The following is a 26,753-nucleotide window of genomic DNA, read 5'->3' on the forward strand; positions in this document are numbered from 1 at the left end:
CCGGGCGGGAGCCCGCGGGCGGGGCGTCCGGGCGGGGCTGTGACCCGTCGGCCCGTCGGCCCGTCGGCTCATCGGCTCGTCGGCTCGTCGGCCGCGTCCGGAATGCGGAGCGGTCCGTGATCGTTGACGCTGGGAGTACCCCGTACGACCCAGAACGACGTAAGGAATCCCCTCACGTGAGCACGGACAGCAAGGTCCCCCCGGTCATCCTGAACAACGGCGTGGCGATGCCGCAGCTGGGATTCGGCGTCTGGCAGGTGCCGGACGACGAGGCGGAGAAGGCCGTGGCGACCGCCCTGGAGGCCGGATACCGCTCGATCGACACCGCCGCCGCCTACGAGAACGAGCGGGGCACCGGCCGCGCCGTCGCCGCTTCCGGCATTCCGCGCGAAGACCTGTTCGTCACCACCAAGCTGTGGAACGACGGCCAGGGTTACGACGCGACGCTGCGCGCCTTCGACGCCTCCCTCGACAAGCTGGGCCTCGACCACGTCGACCTGTACCTGATCCACTGGCCGGTGCCCGCGAAGGACGCGTACGTCGACACGTACCGGGCGTTCGAGAAGATCTACGCGGACGGGCGCGCACGGGCGATCGGCGTCTCGAACTTCCTCCCCGAGCACCTGGAGCGGCTGATCGGCGAGACCTCGGTCGTGCCCGCCGTCAACCAGATCGAGCTGCACCCCCAGCTCTCCCAGCGGGTCGCGCGCGAGGCGCACGCGCGGTACGGCATCGCGACCGAGGCATGGTCGCCGCTCGGCCAGGGGCAGGGGCTCCTGGAGGTTCCGGCGATCGTCGCGATCGCGCGGAAGCACGACAGGACCCCGGCGCAGGTGGTGCTGCGCTGGCACCTCCAGCTGGGGAACGTGGTGATCCCGAAGTCGGTCACCCCTTCGCGCATCCGCGAGAACATCGACGTCTTCGGCTTCGAGCTGGACGACGAGGACCTGGCCGCGATCGCCGCCCTCAACGAGAACCGGCGGCTGGGCCCGGACCCGGCGGAGTTCAACGTCGGCGCCTGACGGCGCGGGGTCCCGCGGAAGGGGCGCGTCCCGTTGCGGGGCGCGCCCCTTCCGCGTCCCGGCGTCAGCCCTTGCGGGCGGTGTGGACCGTGCGGGCCGTGAGGTGGAACAGGTCCGTGCGGCGGTACAGGGACAGCGCGTCGTCCGGGTCGAGGAGCCGGTCGAGCGTCGCCCTGTCGTCCGGGGCGATCCGGGCGCCCAGGCCCTCCCGCAGGCGCTCGTAGTGGGCGACGGCCAGCTCCCGGACGACCGGGGAGACGGGGGCGGGGAGGTCGGTGAGGAAGGTGCGGGTGCCGGCCGGGGTGAGGCCGGCGGCGGTGAGGAGGGCCCGCCAGTCGTCCGGCTCGTCCTCGGAGCCGGAGAGGTCCGCGCGCATCTCGCCGAACCGGTCGGTGTGGACCGCGTCGAGCCGGGCCTCCAGGCCGGGCCGTCCGATCCCGATGTGCCGGGGCAGGTACCGGGTGGGCAGGCCGCCCTCGACGAGGACCATCAGACCGCCCGGTTCGAGAAGGCCCGCGAACTCCGCGAGTGCGGCGCCCTGGTCGCCCAGGTGGTGCAGGGAGTTGCCCGCCCAGATGATGTCGGCCCTGCCCAGGGAGCCGATGTCCCCGGGGAGTTCGGCGTGGAGGGCGGTGACCCGGGCGCCGAGTCCGCGTGATCCGGCGCGCTCCAGGGCCCGTTCGAGGAGTTCGGGGGCGCCGTCGACGGCGACGGCCCCGGCGGCCGGGAACGCCTCGGCGAGCAGGGCGGTGACGACGCCCGGACCGCTGCCGACATCGAGGACCCGGCGGACGGCCTGCGCCGGGACGAGGGTGCCGAGCCAGGCGGCGGCGTCCGCGTAGGCGGGGCCCGCGACCTCCGCCTGCCGCTCCAGGAACGGGGCGAGCCGGTTCCAGTCGGGGCGGGCGCCGTCCTGGTGGCCGTGCCCCTCGCCGTGCGCTCCGTGCGGGTGGCCCTGGTGGGGTGCGTGGTGCCGGTTCATGGCTCCAGGGTGCGCCGGGGCGGCCGGAAGTGCGAGAAATCTTGCCGGTTCGGCAAGGCGCAAGGGTGTCCGCCGCCCCGGGTACGGGGGGGACACCCCCTCTGTCGGGTCAGCGGGCGCCGTGGGCCGGGGCGATCCGTTCGACGCGCTCGGCGAGCGCGAAGTCCTTCTCGGTGACGGCGCCGCCGGCGGAGTGGGTGTGCACGGAGAGGGCCACGGAGTCGTAGCCGAGCGTGAGCTCGGAGTGATGGTCGAGTTCCTGCTGGATCCGGGCGACGTGGACGACGAGGGCGGTCGCCGCGAAGTGGTCGTCGAGGCGGTAGGCGCGGGTGAGGCGGCCGTCCTCGGCGGACCAGCCGGGAAGCTCCCGCAGACGGTCCTCGATCTCCTTCTGCGACAGCGGCTGTGTGGGCACGGCGGTGCTCCCTCCGGTCGGGCGGGGCGGGCGGGACGGGATCCCGGGGGGAAGGTACCCGGGCCCGCCCTCTGGGATACCGTCCGGCCATGACGACTGTCGTGAGCGACACGGGAGTGGGACCGCTGTTGCGCCGCTGGCGTGAGCGGCGGCGGCTGAGCCAGCTGGAGTTGGCGCTGCGGGCGGGTTCCTCGGCGCGGCACGTCTCGTTCGTGGAGACGGGCCGTTCGCGGCCGAGCGAGGAGATGGTCCTGCGGCTCGCCGAGCACCTGGAGGTGCCGGTGCGGGAGCGGAACGCGCTGCTGCTCGCCGCCGGGTACGCCCCCCGGTACGCGGAGTCGCCGCTCGACGGCCCGCGCCTGGAGGCGCTGCGGGAGGGCGTCGAGCGGCTGCTGCGGGGGTACGAGCCGTTCCCGGCGCTCGTGGTGGACGGTTCGTACACAGTGGTGGCGGCCAACCGGGGCGTCGAGCTGCTCCTTTCCGGCCTGCCCGGTCACCTGCTGGCCCCGCCGCTGAACGCGATGCGGATCGCCCTGCACCCGGAGGGCCTGGCTCCCCGGATCAGGAACCTGCGGGAGTGGCGCGGCCACCTGCTGTCCCGGATGGAGCGCCAGATCGCCCTGGTCCGCTCGGACCCGCTGCGCGCGCTGTACGAGGAGGTGGCGGCGTACCCGCCTCCCCGCACCGGGAGCGTCCCGGAGGAGCCGGAACCGGAGCCGTATTCGTACTTCGCGCTGCCGCTGCGGATCGAGCACGGCGGGCGGGTGCTGTCGTTCGTTTCGTCGATCTCGACGTTCAACACCCCGATGGACGTGACGGTCGCCGAGCTGGCCATCGAGACGCTCGTGCCGGCCGATCCGGGGACGGCCGCGTACCTGCGGTCGCTCGCGGACGCCCCCGGGGAGACCGGGGGTCACTGAGGGCGGCGCCCGGCGGTCCGGTGGCCGGCTCCGGCCGGGCGGCCGGGGCGACGGGGCCGAGGGCCGCTCACCGCCGGGGCGCCCCGTCCGCCGCCGCGGCGCGCTGCCTGCGGGCCGCCATCCAGGCGTACACGAGCACGCCCGCGAAGAGGAACAGCACGCCCTGGTAGACGGCGGCGTAGCCGGAGCCGGCGACCAGCCAGAGGGAGAAGCCGAAGGCGGCGAGGGTGAGGACGGCGTCCCGGGCGAGTCGGGGGCCGTGGACCCGGTCGGACCGGCCGGAGAGCAGGAAGTAGAGCTGCGCGGCGGTGGAGAGGAGGTAGGGGACGGTGGCGGTGAAGGTGGTGACGAGGACCAGGGTCTCGAAGACGCCCTCGGTGCCGGCCGTGTAGTTGTAGACGGTCAGGAGCGAGGCAAGGACGACGGTCACGAGGACGCCCGCCGTCGGGACGCCGCGCCGCTTCCGGGCGAAGACCGCCGGGAAGAGTCCGTCCCGGGCCGCCGCGTACGGGGTCTGGGCGCTGAGGAGCGTCCAGCCGTTGAGGGCTCCGACCATGGAGACGAGGGCCATGCAGGCGACGGCGGTGCCGCCCCAGGAGCCGCCGAACATCAGGTCGACGGCGTCCGTGAAGGGGGCGGTGGAGGCGACGAGCCGTTCGTGCGGGACGGTGCCGAAGACGGACAGGGTGGTGAGGAGGTAGAGCGCGGCGGCGGCGAGGGTGCCGAGGACGGTGGCGCGGCCGACGTTGCGGCGCGGGTCGCGGACCTCGCCGGCGCTGACGGCGGCCGACTCGACGCCGAGGTAGCTGAAGAGCAGGATCGCGGCGGAGGCGGAGACGGCCCCGAGGGCGCTGTCGTCCCCCGCCCGGAAGGGCCCGAGGTTGGCGCTGTCGAAGGAGAACAGTCCGCCGACCGCGACCAGGAGCAACGGCAGGAACTTGAGCACGGTGGCCACGAGCTGGACGGCGCCCACGTACCGGGTGCCGGCGAGGTTGGCGAGGGCCGGGAGCCACTGGAGGAGGAGCGCGGCGGCGATGGTGGCGGCCTTGGAGCCGTGGACCGGGACCAGGACGTCGAGGTAGCCGACGGCGGCGACGGCGAGGGCCGCGTTGGAGACCCAGGTGGTGATCCAGTACGACCAGGCCGTCAGGAATCCGGCGAAGTCGCCGAACGCCTCGCGGGCGTACACGTAGGGGCCGCCGGTCTTCGGGAGGCGGCGGGCGAGACGGCCGAAGACGAGGGCGAGGGCGATCGCGCCGAGGGTGAGGACGCCGAAGGCGACGAGGCTGATGGTGCCGTAGGGGGCGACGGAGGCGGGCAGCAGGAAGATGCCTCCGCCGATGATGTTCCCCATGACCAGGGCGGTCGCGACCGGGAGGCCGAAGCTCCGGGCGTGCTTGCTCGGGGAGCCGGTTCCGGTGCCGGGGGCCGGGTCCGGTGCCCGCCGGGGGGTCGTGGGGGCCGTGCTCATGAGGGGTGCGCCTTCCGTCGTGCAGGTCCCGGCCATGGTCCGACGGTGACGCACAAGCGTCCAAATCAGCGCTTTTCGTCCCGCGCGATCGGACCATCGACCGGAAGATGTGATTCCGGAAGGCTCGGGGACGGTGAAATCTCCGTCACCGCCGACCGGGGCTCCACCGGCGTGCGGGCCCCCTCCGTCTCCGCCGGCGCGGGCTCCACCGGCGCACGGGATCCCTCCCCCTCCGCCGGCGGAGGCTCCACCGGCGCACGGGCCCCCTCCCCCACCGCCGCCGGGGACCCCACCGGCACCTGCGGTCCCCCGGACTCCTCCAGCCAGCGCCGCAGCACCCGGTGCACCTGCTCCGCGCCGACCAGTTCCTCCCCCTCCCCCACCGGCGGCGAGAGTTCCGGCGGCGAGAGCAGGAAGGGGCGCGACTGCTCGCCGCCGAGGCCGCCGTGCGACCCGATCTGCTCCTCGAAGGCGTGCACGGTGCCGGTCTCCGGGTCGTACATGGAGTTGACCATGACGTCCGCGACGTGCGGGAAGCCGTCCACGCGCCGTACGGCCGCCGCCGCGCCCGGTCCGAACACCGCCAGCGGCCCGTCGTCGGCGAGGTCGGAGACCGGGACCTCCACGCCGTCGCGGGCCAGGACCACCGAGCCGTGCTCGGCGCTCGCCACCAGCACGAAGCCGATGCCCGGGTGGTCCGCGAGGGTGCGGAGCAGCGCCGGGTGGCGCCGGTCCAGCTCCTCCCGGGTCATCCGGTGCGGCACGTCCGGGAAGGAGATCAGGCCCAGGTTGCCCGAGGCGAGGACCACCGGATCGGAGGACCGGACGGACGGTTCCCGCGCCGTCTCGTCCCCGTCGGCCGGCGGGCGGTGCAGCGCGCTGCGCAGCGCGTCCCTGGCCGCGTCCCGCGCCTCCGAACCGCTGCGGGTGCGCCGTACCCGGCGCGGCACGGGCAGCCCGCACCCGGCCCTGACGAGGTCCTTGAGCGTCAGGCCGTACGCCGCCTCGAAGGTCTCGCCGGGACTCTGCCCGTGGTCGGAGAGGAGCACGATCCGGTACGGGCGCGGGGCGTGCTCGGCGACGGTCGCGACGAGCGCGATCGAGCGGTCGAGGCGGCGCAGGACCTGGTCGGTGTCGCGGCCGCGCGGACCGGAGTGGTGCGCCACCTCGTCGTACGCCACCAGGTCGGCGTAGACGACGGTCCTTCCCGCCAGCACGTCGCCCATCACGGCCGAGACCACCACGTCCCGCTCCACGACCGTCGCGAAGGCGCGGACCAGGGGGTACGTGCCGCCGCGCGGGATCCTGGGGGTCTCGCGGCGCAGCCTCGCCCGTGCCGACTGGACCGTCTCGCGGACGCACTCGGCGACGAACGACCCGGCGGTGCGGACGGCGTTGGCCGGGTCGGAGAAGTACGTGAAGTAGCCCGCCCGGGAGCGGTTGCGCGGGCCCCGCCGGGCGGCCACCGAGAGGACCAGGGCGACCTGTTCGGCGCCGCCGCTGAAGAGGTTGCCCCGGGAGGCCCCGTCGAAGGAGAGGAGGCCGTCGTCGCCGGTGCGGCGCACCGCCCGGCGCTGGAGCTCGACGGCGCTGCCGGGCCGGTTCGACACCATGATCCGGCCGGTGTCCTTCTCGTACCAGCGGAAGGCGGGCACGTCCTCGTTGGAGCCGTGCAGGATGCCGAGCTGGCTGGCGCCGGTCTGGCTCGACCAGTCGGTGCGCCAGGGGGTGAGCCGGTGCCCGGCCGCCAGCCGGGCGGCGACGGCCGGCATGAGACCGGCGGCGACGGCGTCCCGCAGCACGTCGTGGCCGACGCCGTCGAGCTGGAGGAAGACCGTGCCGGGGGTGGCGTCGGCCGGGTCGCCGGGGCCGCGGGGCCGGGTGCGGCCGGTGAGCCGGTAGAGGCGGCGGCGGTAGGCGTCGTCGTCGCGGACGGCGAGGGCCGTGGAGGTGCCGGAGGCGACGGCGGACATCACGGCGGCGACCACGACGGCGGTCTCGGGGTCGGCGGCGCCGCGCCCGTCGGGGGTCAGCCGGAGCGCGACGAGGAGCAGCGAGCCGTTGAGGAAGAAGCCGAGCAGACCGAGGACGAGGGCGGGGACGAGCAGCAGGGCCCGGACGAGCAGCGGCCACACGAGCGCGCCCAGCAGGCCGAACGCGCCCGCCGCCCAGGCGGCGGTGAGCGCGGTGCGCGTGAGGGTGTCCCCGTCGGGGGACTGGAGCTGGAAGTCGGGGAGCAGTCCCGCGAGGACCAGCAGGGTGAGGGTGGAGACCGCCCACACCCCGGCCACGCGCCCCAGCGCGCTCCCGGCGGTCCGCCAGCGCCCGGCGCCGCCCCGTCGCACGTCACCCACGCCCGCCTCGCCTTTCCCGCGTTCCCTGCCCTCCAGCCTGTCACAGCGGCCGGAACGGGAGCGGGCCGGGCGGAGCGTGCCGGACGGCGACGGCCCCGGCGGTGTCCGGCCGCGCGTCAGGACCCGTCGTACCCCGCGGTGGGCATGGAGAGCCTGCGGTGCACCCCGGCCTTGGCCGCCGCGTCGTACGGCGGCTCGTCGCCGGAGACGGTCTCCACCCGCACCCCGCGCCGCTCGCACTCGGCGCGGAAGTCGGCCACGGAGGTCAGCGCGCGGGCGAGGACCCGTTCCCCGGCGGCCACGAAGAGGTCGACCGCGCCCGCCTCCACGTCCGCCCACAGCGCCTCGTGGTCGGGGCGCAGGCCGTAGAACAGCAGCTGGCGGGTGATCACGTATCCCTTGTCCTCGGCCCAGCGGGCGCACACCGCGTGCTGGGCGCGCGTGTCGACGAGGAAGGGTTCGCTGTCGAGCTCTTCGAGGGGGGTGAGGCTGGCGATCACCGCCACCCGGACGTCGTCCATGGGCCGACCCTACTGCGGGAAGGCGGGCCCGGACATCCCCGGTGCCCGCGCGGGACGTCTAACCTCGTCGTGGGGGGTACGGGGGTACGGAGGCACACGGACCGGCCGCGGCGACGGGCCCGGCGGCCGGGCCCGAGGACGGAAGGCGGCATGCCGGTGGAGGTCACCTGGTGGGGTCACGCGACCTGCACGGTCGAGGACTCCGGAGTCCGGTTCCTCACCGACCCGCTGTTCGCGCGGCGCTTCGCCCACCTGCGGCGGCGGCGCGGCGCCCTGCCGCCGCCCGGGGCGGCCGTCGCCGAGGCCGTCCTCGTCTCGCACCTGCACGCCGACCACCTCCACCTGCCGTCGCTGGCCCGGCTCGCGCCCGGGACGCGGCTCCTGGTGCCGCGCGGGGCCCCCGGCGCCGTACCGGGACTGCGCGGCCTCGCACGGAACGGGCTGCGGCTGACCGAGGTGGAGCCGGGCGACGAGGTCGTGGTGGAGGGGGTGACGGTGCGGGCCGTCCCCGCGCTCCACGACGGCCGCCGGCTGCCCGTGGGGCCGCACCGCTCCCCCGCGCTCGGGTACGTGGTCGAGGGCACGGCGCGGACGTACTTCGCCGGGGACACCGGGCTCTTCGACGGCATGGCGGAGGCGGTGGGGCCGGTGGACGTGGCCCTGCTGCCCGTCGGCGGCTGGGGACCGTACCTGGGGGCGGGCCACCTGGACGCGGGCCGGGCCGCCGAGGCCCTGGCGGAGCTCTCCCCGGCGGCGGCGGTGCCGGTGCACTACGGCACGTACTGGCCGGTCGGGCTCGACGGGGTGCGGCCGCACGAGTTCCACTCCCCGGGGGACGAGTTCGTCCGCCACGCGGCGCGCCTCGCGCCGAAGGTGGCGGTGCACCTGCTCGGCCACGGCGAGCGGGTGCGGCCGGAGGTCGCCCGGTGATCGACGGGATCGCCCGGGTCCTCACGGCGGCGCGGGAGCTGCCGCCGGATTCCACGCAGCAGGCGGTCGGCTACCCCTCGCTGTTCCTGCTGGTGGCGCTCGGCGCCCTGGTGCCGGTGGTGCCGACGGGCGCGATCGTCAGCTCGGCGGCGGTGGTCGCCCTCCACCGGGGGTCGCCGCTCTCGCTGCTCCTCGTCTTCCTGGTCGCGTCGGCGGCCGCGTGCGCCGGGGACGCGGCGCTGTACTGGCTCGGGCGGCGCGGGGTGCACTCGCGCAACGGCTCCCGGTGGCTGGCCTCGCTGCGCGGCCGGGTCACCCCGGAGCGGCTGGCGCACGCGCGGGAGCGGCTCGACACGCACCAGGTGTCGGTGCTGGTGCTGTCCCGGCTGGTGCCCGCGGGGCGGATTCCGGTGATGCTGGCGTGCCTGCTCGCGGAGACGCCGCTGCGCCGTTTCGTCCGGGGGGACGTGGCGGCCTGTCTGGCGTGGGCGGCGACGTACCAGCTGATCGGGGTCCTGGGCGGTTCGCTCTTCCCGGAGCCGTGGCAGGGCATCGTCGCGGCGGTGGGCCTGACGGTGTTCGTCGGCGCGGTCCCGGCGCTGTGGCGGCGGGTGCGGGGGCCGGCGCGCGACGGGGCGGCGGGGCGTCCGGGCGCCTCAGGGCACGAGCACCCGTGAGGCGCCGACCGGCAGGTCCCACAGGTCCTCGCGGGGCAGCCCGGCCTTCTCCCAGGCGGCTCTGACGCGGAGGAGCGGTTCGAGGACGGGTTCCGAGGAGAGGGCGAAGGTGGCCCAGTGCATGGGGGCCATCCGCTTCGCCCCCAGGTCGCGGTGGGCGCGGACGGCCTCCTCCGGGTCGGTGTGGACGTCGCTGAGCCACCAGCGCGGGTCGTAGGCACCGATCGGGAGCAGGGCCAGGTCGATGCCGGGGTACCGGCGGCCGATCTCGGCGAACCAGTGTCCGTAGCCGGTGTCCCCGGCGAAGTACACGCGGTGTCCCGAGCGGTCGGTGAGCACCCAGCCGCCCCACAGGGTGCGGCAGGTGTCCGTGAGGGAGCGCTTGGACCAGTGGTGGGCGGGGACGAAGTCGAAGCGCACGCCGTCGAGTTCGGCCGCCTCCCACCAGTCGAGCTCGGTCACCCGGGTGAACCGGCGGCGGGCGAACCAGCGGCCGAGTCCGGCGGGGACGAAGACCGGGGTGTCCCGGGGCAGCCGCCTCAGGGTGGGGGCGTCGAGGTGGTCGAAGTGGTTGTGGCTGATGACGACGGCGTCGACGGGCGGCAGGTCCTCCCAGCGGACCCCGACGGGGGTGAGGCGGGCGGGGGTGCCGAGGATGCGGCGGGACCAGACCGGGTCGGTGAGGACGGTGAGGCCGCCGACGCGCACCACCCAGCTGGCGTGCCCGGCCCAGGTGACGGCGACGGTGCCGGGTCCGGCGGGCGGCAGCGGGCCGGGCTCGAAGGGGAGCAGGGGGACGTCGCGCAGGCCCTCGGGGCGGGGGCGCACGGCGCCCTCGCGGGCGAAGCGGGCCATGGCCCGAAGACCGGGCAGGGGCGCGGTGAGCCGGTCGGCGAAGCTGCGGGGCCAGTCCCGCCGCAGCCGGCCGACGGGGTGGAGGGCGGGCGCGGCGGGGGCCGTCGCGGGCCGGGGCTCGTACGTGGCGCTTGCCGTCCGTTCGGTCATCTGCGGGCTCCGTTCCGTTCGGCGCTTCATGGCGGGTCCGTGGGGCGGCGCGCGGCCGGGGTGCGGAACTCCGCCAGGGCCGCGCCGAAGTCCGTCAGGGCGCGGGCCACGTGGGGGAGTTCGACGGGGTCCCCGGCCCCGAGGGTCCCGGACCGCTCCTCCCCCGTGGTCCCCAGGAACATGCGCGTGCTGAACCTGACGCGCAGCGCGCCGGTCCCGTCGCCGAAGCGGTGGCCGCCGGGCACCGGGGCGCCGAGCCGCGCGGTGAGGTGGTCCTCCAGTTCCGGGGAGTCGGTGACGCCCCGGGCGGCGAGGCCGGCCCGCAGCGGTCCGAGGTCCGCGTAGAGGTGGCGGCCGGCCCTCGGGGGCAGGGCGAGCGCCCCGGCGGCCAGGACGGCGCGGTGCGCGGCGCCGGCGAGGCGTCCGTGGACGGCGGCCGCGTGCCGGGCGTCCCCGGTGACGTCCGCGGGTTCGTCGAGGGCGTGGGTGACGGCGGGCACCAGGGGGGCGGGGAGGGCGGCGCCGAGTGCGGTGAGCACGTCGAGGACGCGGGCCCTGGGGTCGGTCCACCGGTCGGCGCGGGCCGGGTCGGCGGGAGGGAAGCGGGCCACGGCGCAGGGCCAGGCGGCCGGGGTGAGGGCCCCGCCGAGGTCGCTCAGGACGGTGACGTCCTGCGGGCACATCTCGGCGGGGCTGAGGAGCACGGTGTCCTGCGGGGGGTGGAGGGTGTCGCGCCAGGTCTCGTCGCTGACGACGTGGACGCCCTCGGCGACGGCGGCCTCGCACGCCTCGCGGACGAGTTCGGGCGGCGGGACGGTGCCGGTGGGGTCGTCGGCGACGGAGAGCAGCAGGACCCGGGGGTCGCCGCCCTCGGCGCGGATCCGCCGGACGGTCTCCAGGAGGGCGTACGGGTCGGGGACGCCGCCGCACTCGGCGGGGGTGGGCACGTGGTACGCGGGCCGGCCGAGGAGCCGCGCCTGCGGGGTCCACCAGGCGGGGCAGGGCCGGGGCAGCAGGAGGTCGCCGCCGTGGGCCGCGAGCAGGGCCAGGAGCAGGACGGGGGCGCCGGGGGCGGCCACCACGTCCTCGGGGTGGGTGCGCAGGCCCCGGCGCCACCAGTAGCCGGCGGCGGCCTCGCGCAGGACGGCCCCGCCGCCGGGGGGCTCGGGGCCGGTGCGTCCGGCGGAGGCGGAGAGGAGCGCGGTGAGGACGGGCGGGACGGGCAGCCCGGTGTCGGGGGCGGGGGGCCCGTAACGCACCGGACCGCGCCCTTCCGGAGCCTTCTGCGGCATGTCCCGCACCTCCTGAGCGCACGGGGCGCCGGGCAGGGCACCCTCATGCCCTTTATACGGAGGTTCGGGCGGTTCCGCCGCTTCTGGAGCCGGCCCGGGGGACGGTGCGGGGCGGCTCAGACGACGGTGACGGGGTGGCGCACGACGGCGTCGAAGAGGTAGCCCTGGGTGTTGTGGACGGCCCGCTCGGGCTGGACGTGGCCGGCGGCGTCGGTGGTGCGGGAGAGCAGGGTGACCCGGCCGGCGCGGTGCGGGCGCCAGGGGACGCTCCAGCGGACCCAGCCGTCGCGCCGGGGGGCGTCGTGGAGCCGGGCCGGGCGCCAGTGGGCGCCGCCGTCGGTGGAGACCTCCACCTTCCGCACGGGGGCGAGGGCGGACCAGGCGCGGCCGGTGAGCCGGTGGACGCGGCCGGCCTCCAGGACGGCGCCGGAGGGGAGCTGGTAGCCGGACTTGAGGGTCTGGCGGCCGAGCGGGGCGCCGCCCCCCTCGGGGTGGGCGTCGCCGAAGAGCCGGTACCAGTCGGTGGACCAGGGCGAGGTGAGCGGGCGGGTGGAGACCTCGATGTCGCCGAGCCACTTGATGGAGGCGATGCCTATCCAGGAGGGCACGACGAGCCGGACGGGGTGGCCGTGGTCGTACGGGAGGGGCTCGCCGTTCATCTCGTACGCGAGGATCACGTCGTCCAGGGCCTTGGCGAGCGGCAGCGGGCGGCGGACCCGGCCGAAGTCGACGCCGCCGGAGACGTACGGGTCGTCGAGGCCGCGCGGCTGGACGGCGACGGCGTCGCGGGCGATCCCGGCGTGCCGGAGCACGTCGGCGAGGCGGACGCCGCGCCAGCGGGCGGCCCCGACGGCGCCCAGGGTCCAGGCGGTGCCGGTGACGGCCTCGCCCTGCTGGCTCGTGTAGAAGCTGCGGCCGTTGCCGGCGCACTCGATGAGGGCCGTCCGGGTGACGGACGGCAGGTCGCGCAGCTGCCCGAGGGTGAAGTGGACGGGGCGGCGGCCGTGCAGGCCGTCACCCCAGAGCGTCAGGCGCCAGTCGCGGGCGTCGAGGACGGGGGTGGAGGTGTGGTTGCGGACGAAGAAGCGGTCGGCGGGGGTGAGGTACCCGGTGTCCGCGAAGGCGTCGAACCGCGCCTCGGCGTTGGCGCCCCGGACGGTGAAGTGCTCGGCGGGGAGCGGCTTGACGATCCCCGGCGCGGCGGGTCCGGCCGCGGTCGCCGCCCGCGCGGGGGCCGCGCCGGCGAGCCCCCCGAGGGCGGACACCGCCGGGCTCGCGGCGAGCAGCTTCAGCAGGGAGCGTCGGGCGGGCACGGGCGAGTACGTCACGGGACTCCTCGGCGGACGGAAGGGGGAACGGCCGGACGGGCGGCACGCCGGTCCGGCCGTGGTCCGGAAAGGAACGCCGTCCGCCCGGAGGGCAGGGACCGCGACGTCCGGTGCGTGGAATCGCAAGGCGTCGCGGCCCGGGCGGGACTCTACGGACACGGCCCGGGGGCGCGGAACACGTTCGGACGGTCCGTTCACAGACCTGTCACAGAGGGGGTGCGGGGCCCGGTGGACGCGAGGGCTCCCGTCGGCGGGAACCCCCGCGTCCACCGGCGGGGGCCGGAAAACGCGAGGCGGCGGGAGGGCTCCGGGCACAGAATGCACGGCATGCCGATCCGTGAAGCGCTCCCCCGGGACGCGGCCGCCCTCGCCGCCGTGCACGTGCTGTCCTGGCGGGCCGCCTACTGCGACCTGCTCCCCGGTCCGTATCTGGAGGGACTGGACGTGGAGGAGCGCGCCGCCGTCTGGCGCGCCCGCCTCACGGCCCCGGACCGGCCCGCCGTGCTGCTGGCGACGGCGGCGGACGGCCGGCCGGTCGCCTTCTCCTGCTTCCGCCCCTGGCCGGGCGGGGAGTTCGACCCGGCGACCACCGCCGAGCTGTCGACGCTGTACGCCCTGCCGGAGGTGTGGGGCACGGGTGTGGGGCGGGCGCTCCTGGCGGCGACCACCGGGGCGCTCGTGGAGGCCGGTTTCCGCTCGGCGGCGCTGTGGGTGTTCGCCGGGAACGGGCGGGCCCGGAGGTTCTACGAGGCGGCGGGGTGGCGGGCGGACGGCGGGTCCGCGCGGGAGGAGACGGGCGGCCGGGTCCTGGAGGAACTCCGGTACCGGAGGGCGCTGCCGGACAGGGGCTCATCCACATGTCAAGACGCGGGTCTCACCATGTGAGTGTTCCGCCTACGGTGGAGCCACCACCCACACCGAGGGAGCCGGTTCCATGACGCACGCCCCCGTACCGCCCGCGCCCCACGAGACCGCCGTCTACACCCACGGCCACCACGAGTCGGTCCTGCGCTCGCACACCTGGCGGACCGCCGCCAACTCCGCGGCCCACCTGCTGCCCGCGCTGCGACCCGGACTCGACGTCCTGGACGTGGGGTGCGGGCCCGGGACCATCACCGCCGATCTGGCCGCGCTGGTCGCTCCGGGGCACGTGACCGGGGTCGACGCGGCCGGGGGCGTCCTGGCGGAGGCCCGCTCCGTGGCGGCCGGACGCGGCCTGGAGAACGTCACCTTCGGCGTGGCGGACGTCCACGCCCTGGACTTCCCCGACGACTCCTTCGACGTCGTCCACGCCCACCAGGTGCTGCAGCACGTGGGCGACCCGGTGCGGGCGCTGCGCGAGATGCGGCGGGTGTGCCGTCCCGGCGGGATCGTCGCGGCCCGGGACAGCGACTACGGCTCCTTCGCCTGGTTCCCCGAACGGCCCGCCCTCGACGGCTGGCTGGACCTGTACCGCCGGGTCGCGCGCGCCAACGGCGGTGAACCGGACGCGGGGCGGCGGCTGCTCTCCTGGGCCCGGCGGGCCGGCTTCACCGAGGTCACCACGACCGCCTCCGCCTGGTGCTTCGCCACCCCCGGCGAGCGGGCGTGGTGGAGCGGCCTGTGGGCGGACCGCACGGTGGCCTCCGACTACGCCGGCCGGGCCGTCTCCGGCGGCCACGCGACCGACGGCGAACTGGCGGCGATCGCGGAGGCGTGGCGGGAGTGGGGCGGGCGGGAGGACGCGTGGTTCATGGTCCCGCACGGCGAGATCCTGTGCCGGGTGTCCTGACCCGGCCGCCGGCCGGGCGCGCCGGACCCCGCGCGCCCGGATATTCCGGGCGCCGCCGGACCCCGGCGCCGTACCGTGGTGCGTCGGCGCGCCGGTGCGGCGGGCCGGAGCGGCGACGTGGGGAGTACGGAACATGGGCACGCGGCACACCTACCGGGTCATCGTGCGCGGCACGTTCGACGGTCTGTCGGAGGAGAGCCGGTCCCGGCTGCTGGCCGAGGCGGACGACCACGGGCTGACGGCGATGCGGTTCACGGAGGAGGGTTCGCTCACCTACGACCGGACGCTGAAGCACTTCTCGTACCGGCTGGTCGTCGTCTCCGACGCCGAGGACGGCGAGGAGATGGCGGGCGTGCTCGCGGAGGACCGGGTGGAGACGGCGCTCGGGGAGCTGGGCCACGGGTACAAGGGGCTGCGTTCGACGGTGACCGACCTCGACACGATGAAGGTCAACCGCAAGCGCTGAGGAGGCCGGGACGGGACGCCGGCCCGGACGGGGCGCGCCGGTTCGGACGGGGTGCGCCGCCTGAACGGGGCGCGCCGGTTCAGGCGGGGCGCCCGGCTTCCGGCCCCGGCCCCTCCCCCGTCCCCGGCCTCCGCTCCCCGGCCGTGATCGCCCAGCGTTCGTGGTCGCGCCAGGCCCCGTCGATGAAGAGCATCGCGGGCGAGAAGCCCTCCAGCCGGAAGCCCGCGCGGCGGACGAGGGCCCGGGAGGCCGCGTTGCCGGGCTGGATGTTCGCCTCCAGGCGGTGCAGCCCCAGCGGACCGAAGGCGTACTCCAGGACGAGGCCCAGGGCCTCGCCGAACAGGCCGCGTCCTGCGGCGTGCGCGAAGGCGCCGTAGCCGAGGGCCCCGCTGAGGAAGCCTCCCCGGACGATGTTGTTGATGTTGACGAATCCGGCGATCCGGCCGCTCTCGTCCCGCTCGCACACCAGGAACCCGGCGCGCGCCGGATCGCCGAGGAGCGTTCCGGCGTAGGAGGCGTACGCCTCGGGCGTGCACGGCGGGAAAAGCCAGGGCCGGTGGAGCTCCCGGCTCTCGCGGGCGCGGGCGGTGAACTCGTCCGCGTCGGCGTACGAGAAGGGACGCAGGCCCACGCGAGGACCGACGGCGAGGTACGGACGGGTTTCGTCGGACACCGGGCCAGGTTACGCGGGACCGCCGGGCGGACACCGGGTCCCTCCCCGGGCGCCGCCGGGGCACGGGGCGAGGGGCGGCGCCTCCCGGCGACGGCGAGGAGCGCCGCGCGGGTGACTTGTCAGACAGCGCGGCCCGGCTACGGTGGGGGCGGGCACCGGCGCGGAAGAGGCCGGGAACGAGACGAGGAGGGGCCGTGGCAGTCGGCGGACAGCGGCGGCGGCCCGTCGTGGCGCTCTACGAGCGGATCGCGGACGCGGTGCACGACGGCACCTACCCGCCGGGCTCGACGCTCCCCTCCGAGCCGAAGCTCGCCGCCGAGCTGGGCGTGAGCCGGCCCGCCCTGCGGGAGGCGCTGCTGCTGCTCCAGGAGGACGGCGTCCTGACCGTACGGCGCGGGGTCGGCCGGACCGTCAACGACCGCCCGCCCCGGCGCGGGTTCGAGCACGTCCAGCCCCTGGAGGAGCTGATCGGCGCGGGGGCGGGGGCCCCGCTCCGCGTGCGGGCGCTGCTCCGGACGGTCGAGGAGCCGACCGACTTCACCACCCAGCACCTGCTGGCCCCGGCCCGCGCCGAGCTGCGGTTCTGGGAGTCCGTGCTCACCGGGGAGGGCACGGCGGCGGCCCTGAGCCACGAGTGGGCGGCGGCCGACGCCCTCCTCGACCGGGTGCATCCCGCGTTCGCGCGGGCCCTGCGGGAAACGGACGCCCCCGGGGCGGGGAAGGGCGGGCGTCCGGCGGTCTCGATGCTCTCGGTCCTGGTCGGCGCCTCGCGCGAGACGGCCCTGAGCGCGCACAGCGGCATCACGGCGACGCTGCTCGGGCGGCGGCGCGGGGAGCAGCTGGGACGCCCCGCGGACACCCCCGCCGTCCTGGTCACCCAGGTCGTGCGGGTGGGGGAGGTCCCCGTCCTGGCCGCCAAGCACATGCTGCCGACGGGGGCGCCCGCGCTGCCGGTGACCCAGTCCCACTGAGCCCGGACGGGTCCCGACGCGTCCCGGCGGGGCCCCGCCGGGCACCGCGCGGCGCCCTCCCCGGCCGTGGCGTACACTTCCCCGCCATGCACTTGTCTGACAACTCCGCCCCGTCTGCCGCCGCTCCCGTCTCCGACTGGATCCGGCACGCCCCCAAGGCCGTCCTCCACGACCACCTCGACGGCGGGCTGCGCCCCGCGACCATCGTCGAACTGGCGCATGCCTGCGGCTACACCGGGCTGCCCACCGAGGACCCGGCCGAACTCGCGGTCTGGTTCAGGGACGCCGCCGACTCCGGTTCGCTGGAGCGGTACCTGGAGACCTTCGCCCACACCTGTGCGGTGATGCAGACCCGCGAGGCGCTCACGCGCGTCGCGGCCGAGTGCGCCGAGGACCTGGCGGCGGACGGCGTCGTCTACGCCGAGGTGCGCTACGCCCCCGAGCAGCACCTGGAGGGCGGCCTCACCCTGGACGAGGTGGTCGAGGCGGTCAACGACGGCTTCCGCGAGGGCGAGCGCCGCTCCGGCGGCCGCGTCGTCGTCCGCACCCTGCTCACCGGCATGCGCCACACGGACCGCTCCCTGGAGATCGCGCGGCTCACGGTCGCGCACCGGGACAACGGCGTGGCCGGCTTCGACATCGCGGGCGGCGAGATCGGCAACCCGCCGGCCCGCCACCTCCCCGCCTTCCAGCACCTCAAGCGGGAGAACTGCCACTTCACGATCCACGCGGGCGAGGCCGTGGGCGCGGAGTCGATCCACGAGGCCGTGCAGGTCTGCGGCACCGAGCGGATCGGCCACGGCGTGCGGATCACGGACGACATAGCCGAGGACGGCACGCTGGGCCGGCTCGCCGCGTACGTCCGGGACAACCGGATCGCCCTGGAGGTCTGCCCGACCTCCAACCTCCAGACGGGCGCGGCGAAGGACTACGCCTCCCACCCGATCGACGAGCTGCGCCGCCTCGGTTTCCGGATCACGCTCAACACCGACAACCGTCTGGTCTCCGGCACCACCATGAGCGAGGAGTTCCAGCACATGGTGGACGCCTTCGGGTACGGCCCCGAGGTCTTCGAGGAGTTCACGGTCGCCGCCCTGGAGGCCGCGTTCCTGCCGCTGCCGGAGCGGCGGCGGCTGATCGACGAGGTCGTACGCCCGGGGTACGCGGCCCTCTAGGCCGTGTTTTGGGTTCTGGCTCCACTGGGGCTGTTGAGCCGTGGCGATCGTGGTGCCGGTCCGGGGCCTCGGAACGAGGGCTGGTCGGTGTGGTGCGTCGCAGGCGGTGTGCGAGGGCCCGGCCGGTACTGCTGGCGCAGTACCGGCCGGGCCCGTTTCCGCGTCGGCCGGCTGTCGCCCGGCCGTGTCCGCAGTCTGCCGTTATCGGCTTCTGCACATCACGTAGAGGTCCACGGCGATCGGCTCCCAGAGGCTTCCGGCCTGGATCCACCAGCCGTCGCGGTCGGCTCCCTCGCTCATCAGGCCGGGCCTGGATGCGATGAGTACGGGCTCCTGGCTGTTCGCTGCGGCGCCGCCGCTGGTGACCCGCCGTCCGTTGAGGCAGGTGAGGAATCCTCCTGACGGGGTGTTCTTGCTGACCTTGTAGGTCGTCCACTCGTTGTCGGCGATCGGGTCGGCACAGGTCACGGCCCCCGCGACACCGACCGTGCCGTTCGACCAGACACGGCCGGCCACCGTCCACGCCGTCGGCCCGGACGCGGTGAAGCCCGACGGGTAGCTCTTGGTGAGGGAGCTTTCGGTGCCCTGGATCTCGGCCCCGCCCCCGAGGGCGGTTTTGCCTGCCGGGCAGGAGACGGTGACCGTCCGGTCGCTCGGCACCTGGACGAGCGGGGCCTGCACGACCTCATAACCCCTGGGCAGGGACGCGCAGACCGCCCAGACGGTCACCGTGGTGGGCTTCCCGCGGAAGTTGCGGGCGCTGGCAACCCATCCCCACGCTCCCGTCTCACCATGGAGGACGGCGGGGAAGCTCCCGACCAGGCCGACCTCGTGGTACACGGCGTCGGGAGCCACCGCCTCCGCGCCGCCGCTGATGGCCCAGTCCCCGTCGCGGCACTCCGCGTAGACCGGCTGGTAGTCGTTGACGGTCTTCGTCGCCTTGACGATCGAGACCAGCGCCAGCGGCGGCGCCGGTGTCGTGTCGGCGGCGGCAGGCTGGGCCGGCACCGCCGCGATCAGGACCAGGCCGAGCGCGGTGGCGCACCAGCCGATCCGGGAAGCGGCCCGGGACAGGAACTGCTGAAAGCTCATGGGACCTCGATCTGTGAAAGCGCGACACAACGCGCACTGTGGTCAAGGTATTGCGGTGCGTGATCAATTGCCCAGCGGGTGTCACTGGATCCGGTGACACCCGCTTCCGCGCGAAGCCTGCGGGTCACGCCGGGATGGCACCGTTGGCGGTGCCGTCGGCCGGGCGCGGCACACCGGCATCGGCGGTCCGGCTGATGGCCACGTACGAGCGGACAGCCCGTCGCTCGTGCCCCGGGCGTGCGGGTCGCAGCCACGAGTTCACCGCCGCGACCTGGACTGCCGCCTCGAAACGGCAGGCCAGCTTCTCCTACCGCGTGGCCACGGCCCGGTGCCGCTTGAGACGGCTGATGCCGCATTCCACCGCGTGGCGGGCTCTGCGGTCCTGGCGGTCGTAGTCCGGTGGCCGACCGACCGGCCGAGGCACCCGTAGGCGGGTCATGACCTCAGGGAACGCAGGCGCGTCCCCGGCCTGCCCGGGAGTGAGGACGAACGCGAGCGGCCGGCATTCGCTATCCGCGGCGAGGTGGACCTTGATGGTCGGTCCGCCGCGGGACCGTCCGAGGGCATGGTCGTCCGGCTCACCGACCGGAGCCCCTTTTGACGGGCTCCGGCGGCGTGCTGGTGGGCCCGGACAGTGGTGGAGTCGATCGCGACGACCCGGTCGAGGGCGCCTTCGGCGTCGGCCTGGGCGAGCAGGGCGGTGAAGACCTTCTCCCAGGTGCCGTCGGCGGCCACTTCCGCAGCCGGTTGTGGGCACCCTTCCAGGAACCGAAGTGCTCGGGCAGGTCCATCCACGGTGTCCCGGTGCGGTACTTGAACGCGATCGCGTCGATCACCTGCCGGTGATCACGCCACCGGCCACCCCGCTTCGGTGTCCGGTCCGGCAGCAACGGCTCGATCCTCGCCCACTGAGCGTCAGTCAACGACACACATCAACCAGCGATCAGATGATCCGATGGAAACGCCCTGGGCACGTCTCCCGCGTCCCCGCCCCGCGTGCCTCCGGGAAGCCGGCCCGGAGGCACGCGGGGCAGCGGTGGTTCGGCGCGGGGCGGCGGTGGTTCAGCGCAGGGCCGGCACCTCCAGGGTGAGCGTGCCCGCCTCCGCGTCGAGCACGCCGGGGATCCCGAGCGGCACGGTCAGGGCCGTCTCCCCGTGCCCGAAGCCCAGCTCCTCCACGACCGGCACCCCGAGCCCGCCCAGCCGGTCGGCGAGCACCGCCCGCACCTCCTCGTACGGGCCGCACTCCGCCCAGGACCCGAGGGCGACGCCCGTGACCCCGTCGAGCCAACCGGAGCGCAGGAGCTGGGTGAGGACGCGGTCGAGACGGTACGGCTCCTCCCCCACGTCCTCCAGGAGCAGCAGTCCGCCGCGCGCCGAGGGCCGCGCGTACGGAGTGCCGAGGTCGGCGGCGAGGAGGCTGGCGCAGCCCCCGAGCGTCACGCCCCGGGCCCGGCCCGGCACCAGCGCCCGTGCCGTCTCCAGGCCGAGGGTCCGCACCGATTCGGGTGCGAAGAGGGTGGCCCGCAGCGACTCCCGGGTGCGCGGGTCCGTCAGGAACGTGCCCGCCGCGGCCATCGGGCCGTGCAGGGTGGCGAAGCCCGCGCGGACGGCGAACGCCTCGTGCAGGGCGGTCACGTCGCTGTAGCCGACGAACGCCTTGGGTCCGGCCGCCCGGATCGCCGTCCAGTCCACGAGGTCCACCATGCGCTGGGCCCCGAATCCCCCGCGCGCGCAGATCACGGCGGAGACCGAGGGGTCGCACCACGCATCGGTCAGGTCCCCGGCCCGGTCCCGGTCCGTCCCCGCGAGGTGCCCGAGCTCGGGACGGACGTCCAGGACGTGCGGGGCGACCACCGGGTCCAGGCCCCAGCCGCGCAGCACGTCGAGCCCCGCCCGCAGCCGTTCCTCCGGGACGGGCCCGCTGGGGGCGACGACGGCGACCCGCGCCCCGGGCCGGAGCCTGGCGGGGCGCGCCAGGGGGACGGCGACGGCCGGACCCCGCGCCTCCCGCCCGGTCACGTGCGGTACTCCAGGGCGGGCACGTCCGTACGGCCGAGCCCGAAGACCTCGGAGTAGAGGGACAGTTCGGCCTCCAGGGCCCGGACCAGGGTGTCGGCCGCACGGAAGCCGTGGCCCTCCCCCTCGAAGGCGAGGTAGGCGTGTGGGACTCCCCGCCCGGCGGCGCGGGCGAGGAACCGCTCGGCCTGCGCGGGCGGGCAGATGACGTCGTCGAGCCCCTGGAGCAGCAGGAAGGGCGCCGTGATCCGGTCGACGTGCTCGATGGGCGAGCGCTCCTTGTAGCGGGCCGGGACCCGGTCGAGGGGGCCGATCAGTCCGTGGAGGTACTGGGACTCGAAGTCGTGGGTCCCCTCGGCGGCCCAGTCCCGCAGGTCGAGGACGGGGTAGATGATCGTGCCGCAGGCGTACACGTCCGTCCCGGCGAGGGAGGCGGCCGCCGTCCAGCCGCCCGCGCTGCCGCCGCACACGGCGAGCCGCGCCGGGTCGGCCGCGCCCTCGGCGACGAGCGCCGCCGCGACGGCCGCGCAGTCCTCCACGTCCACGACGCCCCACTGCTCGCGCAGCCGCTCCCGGTACTCCCGGCCGTACCCGGTCGAGCCGCCGTAGTCGACCTCGGCGACGCCGATGCCCCGCGACGTGAAGTAGGTGATCTCCAGGTCGAGGACGAGCGGGGTGCGGCCGGTGGGTCCGCCGTGCGCCCGGATCACGTACGGCGGCAGCTCCCCGGCGGGCCCGGTGAAGCCGGGGTGGTGGGGCGGGTGGAGGTGGGCGTGGATCTCCCGTCCGCCGGGACCGGTGAAGGTGCGGGCGCGGGGCGGGGAGTAGTACGCGGGGTCCACGGCGTCGGTGTGCGCGGCGCCGACCACGCGGGTGCGGCCGGTGCGGGTGTCGAGCTCGACCAGTTCGTGGGAGCTGCGCGGTCCGCCGGCGAGGCCGACCACCCGGGTGCCGTGCGCGGCGAGGGTCGCGTCCCACTCGGTCCAGGGCCCGACGGCGTCGGCCAGTTCGCCGCTCTCGGGGTCGAGGACGCCGAGGGAGGTGGACCCCCTGCCGTGGACGACGGCGACGAGCCCGTTCTCCAGGGGTGCGAACCACTTCTGCCCGATCTTCCAGAGCGGGCCGCCGAACTCCTCGTCGCGGGGGCGGAGCGGGACCGGTTCGGACAGGGAGCCGTCGGCGTCGACCGACGCCCGGTAGAGGTTCCACCAGCCGGTGCGGTCGCTGACGAGGAGCAGCCGCCCCGCCGGGTCCCAGTCGATCTGCGGGACGGACTCGGCGGGGCCGCCGGTGACGGTCCGGGCGTTCCGGAAGGTGCCGTCGGGGGCGACCTCGGCGAGCAGGACCTCGGTGCCGTCCCACGGCATCCGGGGGTGGTCCCAGCCGATCCAGGCCGCCCGGCGCCCGTCCGGGGAAAGCCGGGGCCCGGTCACGAACCGGTGCCGTTCACCGGTGAGTTCGCGCACGGCGGTGCGGTCCCCGGCGGCCGATCCGTCGAGGGGCACGGCGACGAGCACCCGGCGCACGTCGGTCGGCGCGGGGCCGGTGAACTCCTCCAGGACGCACCAGATCTCGCCCCGCTCCGGACGGATCACCGGATCGGCCCAGCGCAGCCCGCCGCCGACGGCGGAGACGGGGGTGAGGGGCCGCGGCGGCGCGGCGGGGGCGGCGTCGGGCTCGTACGCGTAGAGCCGCTGGTCGGGGAAGTGGCAGAAGACCACGAGCGGTCCGTCCGCCGGGCGGTCCACCGCCGCCCAGGGCTGTCCGCCGTACTCGACGACCCGGCTGCGGACGTTCCACGGGGCGGGCAGCACGGTCTCCTCCGTGCCGTCGGCGCGCCGTCGTACGAGGGCACGGCGGCCGCCCTCGGCGGGCCGGGGCGCGGTCCACCACAGTGCGTCGCCGACGGCGCCGAGGTACTCGGGCCGTCCGTCGTGCGCGGCGGCGAGCGCCGCGTCGACGGGCGACGGCCAGGTGCCGTGGGCGGCGCTGGTCTTCATCTCGTCTCCCCCTGTCACGGATCTGTCCCCCCGGGTCCTGGTCACGTGCCCTACGCGGTCTTCAGATAGTGGTCGAGCACGCGGACGCCGAAGTGGAGGGCGTCCACCGGGACGCGTTCGTCCACGCCGTGGAAGAGCGCCCCGTAGTCGAGGTCCGGGGGCAGCCGGAGCGGCGAGAAGCCGTAGCCGGTGATGCCGAGCCGGGAGAACTGCTTGGCGTCGGTGCCGCCGGACATGGTGAACGGCACGACGTGCCCGGCCGGGTCGAAGTGCTCGACGGCGGCCCGCAGCTTGGCGAACGTCGGTGAGTCGACGGGGGATTCCAGGGGCACCTCGCGGTGGTGGAACTCCCACTCCACGTCGGGGCCGGTGAGCCGGTCCATCGTCTCGGTGAACTCCTCCTCGCCGCCCGGCAGCATCCGTCCGTCGACGTACGCGACGGCCGTGCCCGGAACGACGTTGACCTTGTAACCGGCCTCCAGCATCGTCGGGTTGGCGCTGTTGCGGACGGTCGCCCCGACCAGGGCGGCGGCGGGTCCGAGCTTGTCGAGGAGGCGGTCCACGTCGAGGTCGGGGGCGTGGGCGTCGACCTCGACGCCGTACAGCGCGGCCAGTTCGGTGAGGGCGGCGCGGACGGTGGTGGTGAGCCGGACCGGCCAGGTGTGGGCGCCGATGCGGGCGACGGCGGCGGCGAGGCGGGTGACGGCATTGGCCGTGTTCACCTTGGAGCCGTGACCCGCCCGGCCGCGGGCGGTCAGCCGGAGCCAGGCGGTGCCCCGCTCCCCCGCCGCGATCGGGTAGATCCTCGTGCGGGGGTCCGGGTGGAAGCTGTACGCCCCGGACTCGCCGATGCCCTCCGTGCAGCCCTCGAAGAGGGCCGCGTGCCGGTCGGCGAGGAAGCCGGAGCCGTCGTCGGCGCTGTCCTCCTCGTCGGCCGTGTAGGCGAGGACGATGTCGCGGCGGGGGCGGACGCCCTGCCGGGCCCAGGAGCGGACGACGGCCAGGACCATCGCGTCCATGTTCTTCATGTCGACGGCGCCGCGTCCCCACACGAGTCCGTCGCGGACCTCGCCGGAGAAGGGGTGGACGGTCCACTCGGCGGGGTCGGCGGGCACCACGTCCAGATGGCCGTGGACGAGGAGCGCCGGGGCCCCGGGGTCGGTGCCGGGGACGCGCGCCACGACGTTGGTCCGGCCGGCGGTCCGTTCCAGGAGGGTGGGCTCGATCCCGGCGGCGGCGAGCCGCTCGGCGACGTACTCGGCGGCGGGCCGCTCGCGGCAGTCGCCGCCGCCCCGGTTGGTGGTGTCGAGGCAGATCAGCTCGGAAGTGAAGGCGACCACCTCGTCGAGCGCCGTCGCGTCCGGTTCACGGACCTGCTCAGCCATACTGCTCCTCCACGGCGGCCGAGACGATGGTCGTGACCGCTTTGAACGTGCGGATCGCCTCGTACATCGTCGCGCCGGTGTAGGCGACGCGCCGCTCGCCGCTCCGCGTCACGCCGGGGACCACCGTGGCGGCGGCGCCCAGGTGCTCGGCGTCGAACTCCAGCTCCACGGTGAAGGGACCGCCCCGGACCGGTTCGTGCCGTACGGCGAGCGAGGCGCCCGTCTTCGCCGCGGCCCGGATGTCGGCGGCGGTCCTGGCCGGGGTGCGGCACACCGCCGCGTACCGCGAGACGTGGTCCTTGACGGCGACCTTGGGCGCCTCGGGGGCGTAGCCGAGGGCGTCCTCGCAGGTGAGGTCGTCGCCGGTGACGAGGACGACGGGGACGCCGTACTCCGCGACCACATGGGCGTTCAGCAGGCCCTCGCTCGCCCGCTCGCCGTTGAGCCAGACGCCGGTGACGGAGTTGGCGAGGTAGGTGTGGGCGAGGACCCCCTCGGCGCCGGCGCCCGTGTGGTAGCCGACGAAGGCGACGCCGTCGACGTCGCCGTGCTGCACGCCCTCGACCATGGAGAGGGACTTGTGCCGGCCGGTGATCATCTCGGCCCGCTCGTCCAGCCGCTCCAGGAGCAGGTTCCGCATGCTCCAGTGCGCCTCGTTGATGAGGACCTCGTCGGCGCCGCCGTCGAAGAAGCCGAGCACGGCGGCGTTCACGTCGGACGTGAACATCGCGCGGCACCGTTCCCACTGGGGCGTGCCGGGCAGCACGTCGGCGGGCCAGGTCACGCCGGTCGCGCCCTCCATGTCGGCGCTGATGAGGATCTTCATGTCTGGCACCGTACGCGCCGTCCGGCCGCCCTACCACCCCTGTGGAAAACCACCGTTGGAGTGGACCGGTGGCACGAGCCGGGCGGTGGCGCGGATCGTCCGGCGGGTCCCGGTCGTCTCCCGGCGCCGGGATGCCGAAACGGGTGAAACTTCGCCAAGAGGTGTGGATAGGCTGTCGGCCGCAGTCGTCGTACCCGACCCTCGGAGAGCCCCGGTGACCACCGCCTTCACCCCGTCCGCATCCGCGCCCGCCGAGGCCGGAACCGTCGTCCCCGAGCCCCCCGACGCGGCCGCCGGGCCCGTCATGGCGGAGGAGCCGGAGTTCTGGGAGCCCTCGCCGCCGGAGGACCGGGACGATCGGGAGGACGGGGACGGCGGGGACGGCCGGGACGAGCAGGAGGACCGGGAGGACCGGGAGCAGGACGCCCCGGACCTGGAGGAGGACCGGGACGCCGGGGAGCCCGACCCCGTGGTCGTCCGTGACGCGCGCGACTTCGGCGTCTACGCCCGCACCGGCGGCTGGGCCTTCGCTCTCAAGGTGGCGCGCAGCGTGCGTCCCGGCGGCCAGCCCGCCGAGGGAACGGCCCGGACGAAGGTCTCGGCGAAGGCGTTCGCCGAGCTGGCGGGGTGCTCGCCCGAGCGGGTCATGCGCCACTACAGGGCGTGGGACATGGCCGCCGACGACGGCCTGGTCCCCCAGTTCGAGGTCCTGGTCCCCGGCGAGGACATCGACCTGCCCGACGCGGACACCTGGATCGCGTACTACTCCTCCCGCAACGGCGCGGCCTCCGTGCGCGGCCGGGCGATCAGCGAGGCGGCCGAGGCGGAGGGCATCCGTCCGACGAAGGCCCTGGAGGTCGCGGAGAACCCGACGGCGCTGCGGGCCGCGATCCTCGCCGACCCCGGGACGGCGGAGGCCGCGCGCGGCGCGCTGCTCGACCGGATGAAGGAGGACCCGGCCCTCCAGACGGAGATGGCCCGCGCCTTCGTCCGCACCGACGACCTGAAGAAGGCCGTGGCGAGCGAGGCGAAGGCGGCCGACCGCATCGGCTACGTGCGCCAGATCGTCGAGAAGGGGCAGATCAGGACGCCCGCCGGGCAGACCGTGGAGGCACCGGCCGAGCTGCGGGCGGAGGCCGAGCGGCACCTGTCCCTCCTAGACGAGCTGGACGACTCGGAGGAGACGGGCGAGTGGGCCGGTGAGGCGTACGACACCGTCAGGGGCCTGGTCGCCAGGGTCGTGGAGGAGGACCCCGCGCTGCGCGTCCAGGAGCGGCGGACGAAGTTCTACAACAGTCTGCAGAAGGCGACGAAGGTCTTCGAGGAGCTGACGCTGGACGAGGTCCTGGAGGAGGAGATCTTCGAGGACGACATGCTCCAGCGGCTCGAAGCCCTCCAGGAGGCGATCAGCTCCTGCATCAGCACGCTGCGCAGGGCGTCGACCGCCTCCTGAGGCGC

24 protein-coding genes and 1 pseudogene are annotated in these 26,753 nt (G+C 75.4%); 10 read left to right on the forward strand and 15 right to left on the reverse strand.

Features of this window, described 5'->3' with window-relative positions; all coding sequences use genetic code 11:
• The first annotated feature begins 227 nt into the window (after window positions 1-227).
• Window positions 228-1,022: an aldo/keto reductase gene (locus tag ACZ6AQ_RS24095; protein WP_468762327.1), complete on the forward strand. Its 795-nt coding sequence runs from the start codon at window positions 228-230 to the stop codon at window positions 1,020-1,022.
• 64 nt (window positions 1,023-1,086) lie between these two features.
• Here ACZ6AQ_RS24095 and ACZ6AQ_RS24100 read toward each other — a convergent pair whose 3' ends face one another.
• A complete protein-coding gene (locus ACZ6AQ_RS24100) occupies window positions 1,087-2,004 on the reverse strand; it encodes a class I SAM-dependent methyltransferase (protein ID WP_468762166.1) in 918 nt (305 codons plus the stop codon).
• Between the two features lie 109 nt (window positions 2,005-2,113).
• Window positions 2,114-2,419 (reverse strand): 4a-hydroxytetrahydrobiopterin dehydratase, encoded by a 306-nt coding sequence (locus tag ACZ6AQ_RS24105; protein ID WP_468762168.1) that lies wholly within the window; start codon window positions 2,417-2,419, stop codon window positions 2,114-2,116.
• A gap of 89 nt (window positions 2,420-2,508) precedes the next feature.
• On the opposite strand from ACZ6AQ_RS24105, the gene ACZ6AQ_RS24110 reads away from it, so the two are divergent.
• Window positions 2,509-3,339: a helix-turn-helix domain-containing protein gene (locus ACZ6AQ_RS24110; RefSeq protein WP_468762170.1), complete on the forward strand. Its 831-nt coding sequence runs from the start codon at window positions 2,509-2,511 to the stop codon at window positions 3,337-3,339.
• Window positions 3,340-3,406: 67 nt separating this feature from the next.
• Here ACZ6AQ_RS24110 and ACZ6AQ_RS24115 read toward each other — a convergent pair whose 3' ends face one another.
• The 3 genes from ACZ6AQ_RS24115 to ACZ6AQ_RS24125 all read right to left on the reverse strand — a co-directional run bounded on the left by ACZ6AQ_RS24115 (window position 3,407) and on the right by ACZ6AQ_RS24125 (window position 7,685).
• Window positions 3,407-4,810 (reverse strand): amino acid permease, encoded by a 1,404-nt coding sequence (locus ACZ6AQ_RS24115; protein ID WP_468762172.1) that lies wholly within the window; start codon window positions 4,808-4,810, stop codon window positions 3,407-3,409.
• 65 nt (window positions 4,811-4,875) lie between these two features.
• On the reverse strand, window positions 4,876-7,164 hold the full coding sequence (locus tag ACZ6AQ_RS24120) for a phage holin family protein (protein WP_468762174.1): 2,289 nt from the start codon (window positions 7,162-7,164) through the stop codon (window positions 4,876-4,878).
• A gap of 116 nt (window positions 7,165-7,280) precedes the next feature.
• Entirely contained in the window at window positions 7,281-7,685 is a 405-nt protein-coding gene (locus ACZ6AQ_RS24125; RefSeq protein WP_468762176.1) for a recombinase family protein, read from the reverse strand.
• 150 nt (window positions 7,686-7,835) lie between these two features.
• Between ACZ6AQ_RS24125 and ACZ6AQ_RS24130 the strand changes: the two genes are divergently transcribed.
• Both ACZ6AQ_RS24130 and ACZ6AQ_RS24135 read left to right on the forward strand, forming a co-directional pair.
• Window positions 7,836-8,615, forward strand: coding sequence for an MBL fold metallo-hydrolase (locus ACZ6AQ_RS24130; protein ID WP_468762178.1), 780 nt, complete (start codon window positions 7,836-7,838; stop codon window positions 8,613-8,615).
• Window positions 8,612-9,292, forward strand: a complete 681-nt coding sequence (locus tag ACZ6AQ_RS24135) for a DedA family protein (protein ID WP_468762180.1) — start codon at window positions 8,612-8,614, stop codon at window positions 9,290-9,292. The genes ACZ6AQ_RS24130 and ACZ6AQ_RS24135 overlap by 4 nt, the downstream gene beginning before the upstream one ends.
• Here the strand turns inward: ACZ6AQ_RS24135 and ACZ6AQ_RS24140 are convergent.
• The 3 genes from ACZ6AQ_RS24140 to ACZ6AQ_RS24150 all read right to left on the reverse strand — a co-directional run bounded on the left by ACZ6AQ_RS24140 (window position 9,272) and on the right by ACZ6AQ_RS24150 (window position 12,917).
• On the reverse strand, window positions 9,272-10,297 hold the full coding sequence (locus ACZ6AQ_RS24140; protein ID WP_468762181.1) for an MBL fold metallo-hydrolase: 1,026 nt from the start codon (window positions 10,295-10,297) through the stop codon (window positions 9,272-9,274). The two genes, ACZ6AQ_RS24135 and ACZ6AQ_RS24140, sit on opposite strands and share 21 nt — an antisense overlap.
• A gap of 26 nt (window positions 10,298-10,323) precedes the next feature.
• Window positions 10,324-11,589, reverse strand: coding sequence for an aminotransferase class I/II-fold pyridoxal phosphate-dependent enzyme (locus ACZ6AQ_RS24145; RefSeq protein WP_468762183.1), 1,266 nt, complete (start codon window positions 11,587-11,589; stop codon window positions 10,324-10,326).
• A 116-nt stretch (window positions 11,590-11,705) separates the two neighbouring features.
• Complete coding sequence (locus ACZ6AQ_RS24150) at window positions 11,706-12,917, reverse strand: sulfite oxidase (protein ID WP_468762185.1); 1,212 nt, start codon at window positions 12,915-12,917, stop codon at window positions 11,706-11,708.
• A gap of 327 nt (window positions 12,918-13,244) precedes the next feature.
• On the opposite strand from ACZ6AQ_RS24150, the gene ACZ6AQ_RS24155 reads away from it, so the two are divergent.
• The 3 genes from ACZ6AQ_RS24155 to ACZ6AQ_RS24165 all read left to right on the forward strand — a co-directional run bounded on the left by ACZ6AQ_RS24155 (window position 13,245) and on the right by ACZ6AQ_RS24165 (window position 15,154).
• Window positions 13,245-13,802, forward strand: a complete 558-nt coding sequence (locus ACZ6AQ_RS24155; RefSeq protein WP_468762187.1) for a GNAT family N-acetyltransferase — start codon at window positions 13,245-13,247, stop codon at window positions 13,800-13,802.
• 49 nt (window positions 13,803-13,851) lie between these two features.
• Window positions 13,852-14,688, forward strand: a complete 837-nt coding sequence (locus tag ACZ6AQ_RS24160; protein WP_468762189.1) for a methyltransferase domain-containing protein — start codon at window positions 13,852-13,854, stop codon at window positions 14,686-14,688.
• A gap of 133 nt (window positions 14,689-14,821) precedes the next feature.
• Window positions 14,822-15,154, forward strand: coding sequence for a DUF6204 family protein (locus ACZ6AQ_RS24165; RefSeq protein WP_468762191.1), 333 nt, complete (start codon window positions 14,822-14,824; stop codon window positions 15,152-15,154).
• Between the two features lie 79 nt (window positions 15,155-15,233).
• On the opposite strand, the gene ACZ6AQ_RS24170 is transcribed toward ACZ6AQ_RS24165, so the two are convergent.
• Window positions 15,234-15,827 (reverse strand): GNAT family N-acetyltransferase, encoded by a 594-nt coding sequence (locus tag ACZ6AQ_RS24170; protein ID WP_468762193.1) that lies wholly within the window; start codon window positions 15,825-15,827, stop codon window positions 15,234-15,236.
• Window positions 15,828-16,021: 194 nt separating this feature from the next.
• On the opposite strand from ACZ6AQ_RS24170, the gene ACZ6AQ_RS24175 reads away from it, so the two are divergent.
• Both ACZ6AQ_RS24175 and ACZ6AQ_RS24180 read left to right on the forward strand, forming a co-directional pair.
• Complete coding sequence (locus ACZ6AQ_RS24175; protein ID WP_468762195.1) at window positions 16,022-16,798, forward strand: GntR family transcriptional regulator; 777 nt, start codon at window positions 16,022-16,024, stop codon at window positions 16,796-16,798.
• Between the two features lie 86 nt (window positions 16,799-16,884).
• Window positions 16,885-17,973 (forward strand): adenosine deaminase, encoded by a 1,089-nt coding sequence (locus ACZ6AQ_RS24180; RefSeq protein ID WP_388696980.1) that lies wholly within the window; start codon window positions 16,885-16,887, stop codon window positions 17,971-17,973.
• A gap of 201 nt (window positions 17,974-18,174) precedes the next feature.
• On the opposite strand, the gene ACZ6AQ_RS24185 is transcribed toward ACZ6AQ_RS24180, so the two are convergent.
• The 6 genes and pseudogenes from ACZ6AQ_RS24185 to ACZ6AQ_RS24210 all read right to left on the reverse strand — a co-directional run bounded on the left by ACZ6AQ_RS24185 (window position 18,175) and on the right by ACZ6AQ_RS24210 (window position 25,295).
• On the reverse strand, window positions 18,175-19,065 hold the full coding sequence (locus ACZ6AQ_RS24185) for a hypothetical protein (protein ID WP_468762196.1): 891 nt from the start codon (window positions 19,063-19,065) through the stop codon (window positions 18,175-18,177).
• Window positions 19,066-19,306: 241 nt separating this feature from the next.
• Window positions 19,307-19,994 (reverse strand): annotated as a pseudogene (locus ACZ6AQ_RS24190) (IS5 family transposase); the annotation flags it as partial.
• A 133-nt stretch (window positions 19,995-20,127) separates the two neighbouring features.
• Window positions 20,128-21,087, reverse strand: coding sequence for a S66 peptidase family protein (locus tag ACZ6AQ_RS24195; RefSeq protein ID WP_468762198.1), 960 nt, complete (start codon window positions 21,085-21,087; stop codon window positions 20,128-20,130).
• Complete coding sequence (locus tag ACZ6AQ_RS24200; RefSeq protein WP_468762200.1) at window positions 21,084-23,084, reverse strand: prolyl oligopeptidase family serine peptidase; 2,001 nt, start codon at window positions 23,082-23,084, stop codon at window positions 21,084-21,086. Before ACZ6AQ_RS24200 ends, ACZ6AQ_RS24195 begins: the two co-directional genes overlap by 4 nt.
• A 50-nt stretch (window positions 23,085-23,134) precedes the next feature.
• Window positions 23,135-24,469 carry a M20/M25/M40 family metallo-hydrolase gene (locus ACZ6AQ_RS24205; protein WP_468762201.1) on the reverse strand — a complete coding sequence of 445 codons (1,335 nt, stop codon included), beginning with the start codon at window positions 24,467-24,469 and terminating at the stop codon, window positions 23,135-23,137.
• Window positions 24,462-25,295: a M55 family metallopeptidase gene (locus tag ACZ6AQ_RS24210; RefSeq protein WP_468762203.1), complete on the reverse strand. Its 834-nt coding sequence runs from the start codon at window positions 25,293-25,295 to the stop codon at window positions 24,462-24,464. Before ACZ6AQ_RS24210 ends, ACZ6AQ_RS24205 begins: the two co-directional genes overlap by 8 nt.
• A gap of 214 nt (window positions 25,296-25,509) precedes the next feature.
• On the opposite strand from ACZ6AQ_RS24210, the gene ACZ6AQ_RS24215 reads away from it, so the two are divergent.
• Window positions 25,510-26,748 carry a hypothetical protein gene (locus ACZ6AQ_RS24215; protein ID WP_468762205.1) on the forward strand — a complete coding sequence of 413 codons (1,239 nt, stop codon included), beginning with the start codon at window positions 25,510-25,512 and terminating at the stop codon, window positions 26,746-26,748.
• Window positions 26,749-26,753: the final 5 nt, after the last annotated feature.

Source organism: Streptomyces sp. NPDC041191 (genome assembly GCF_055591945.1).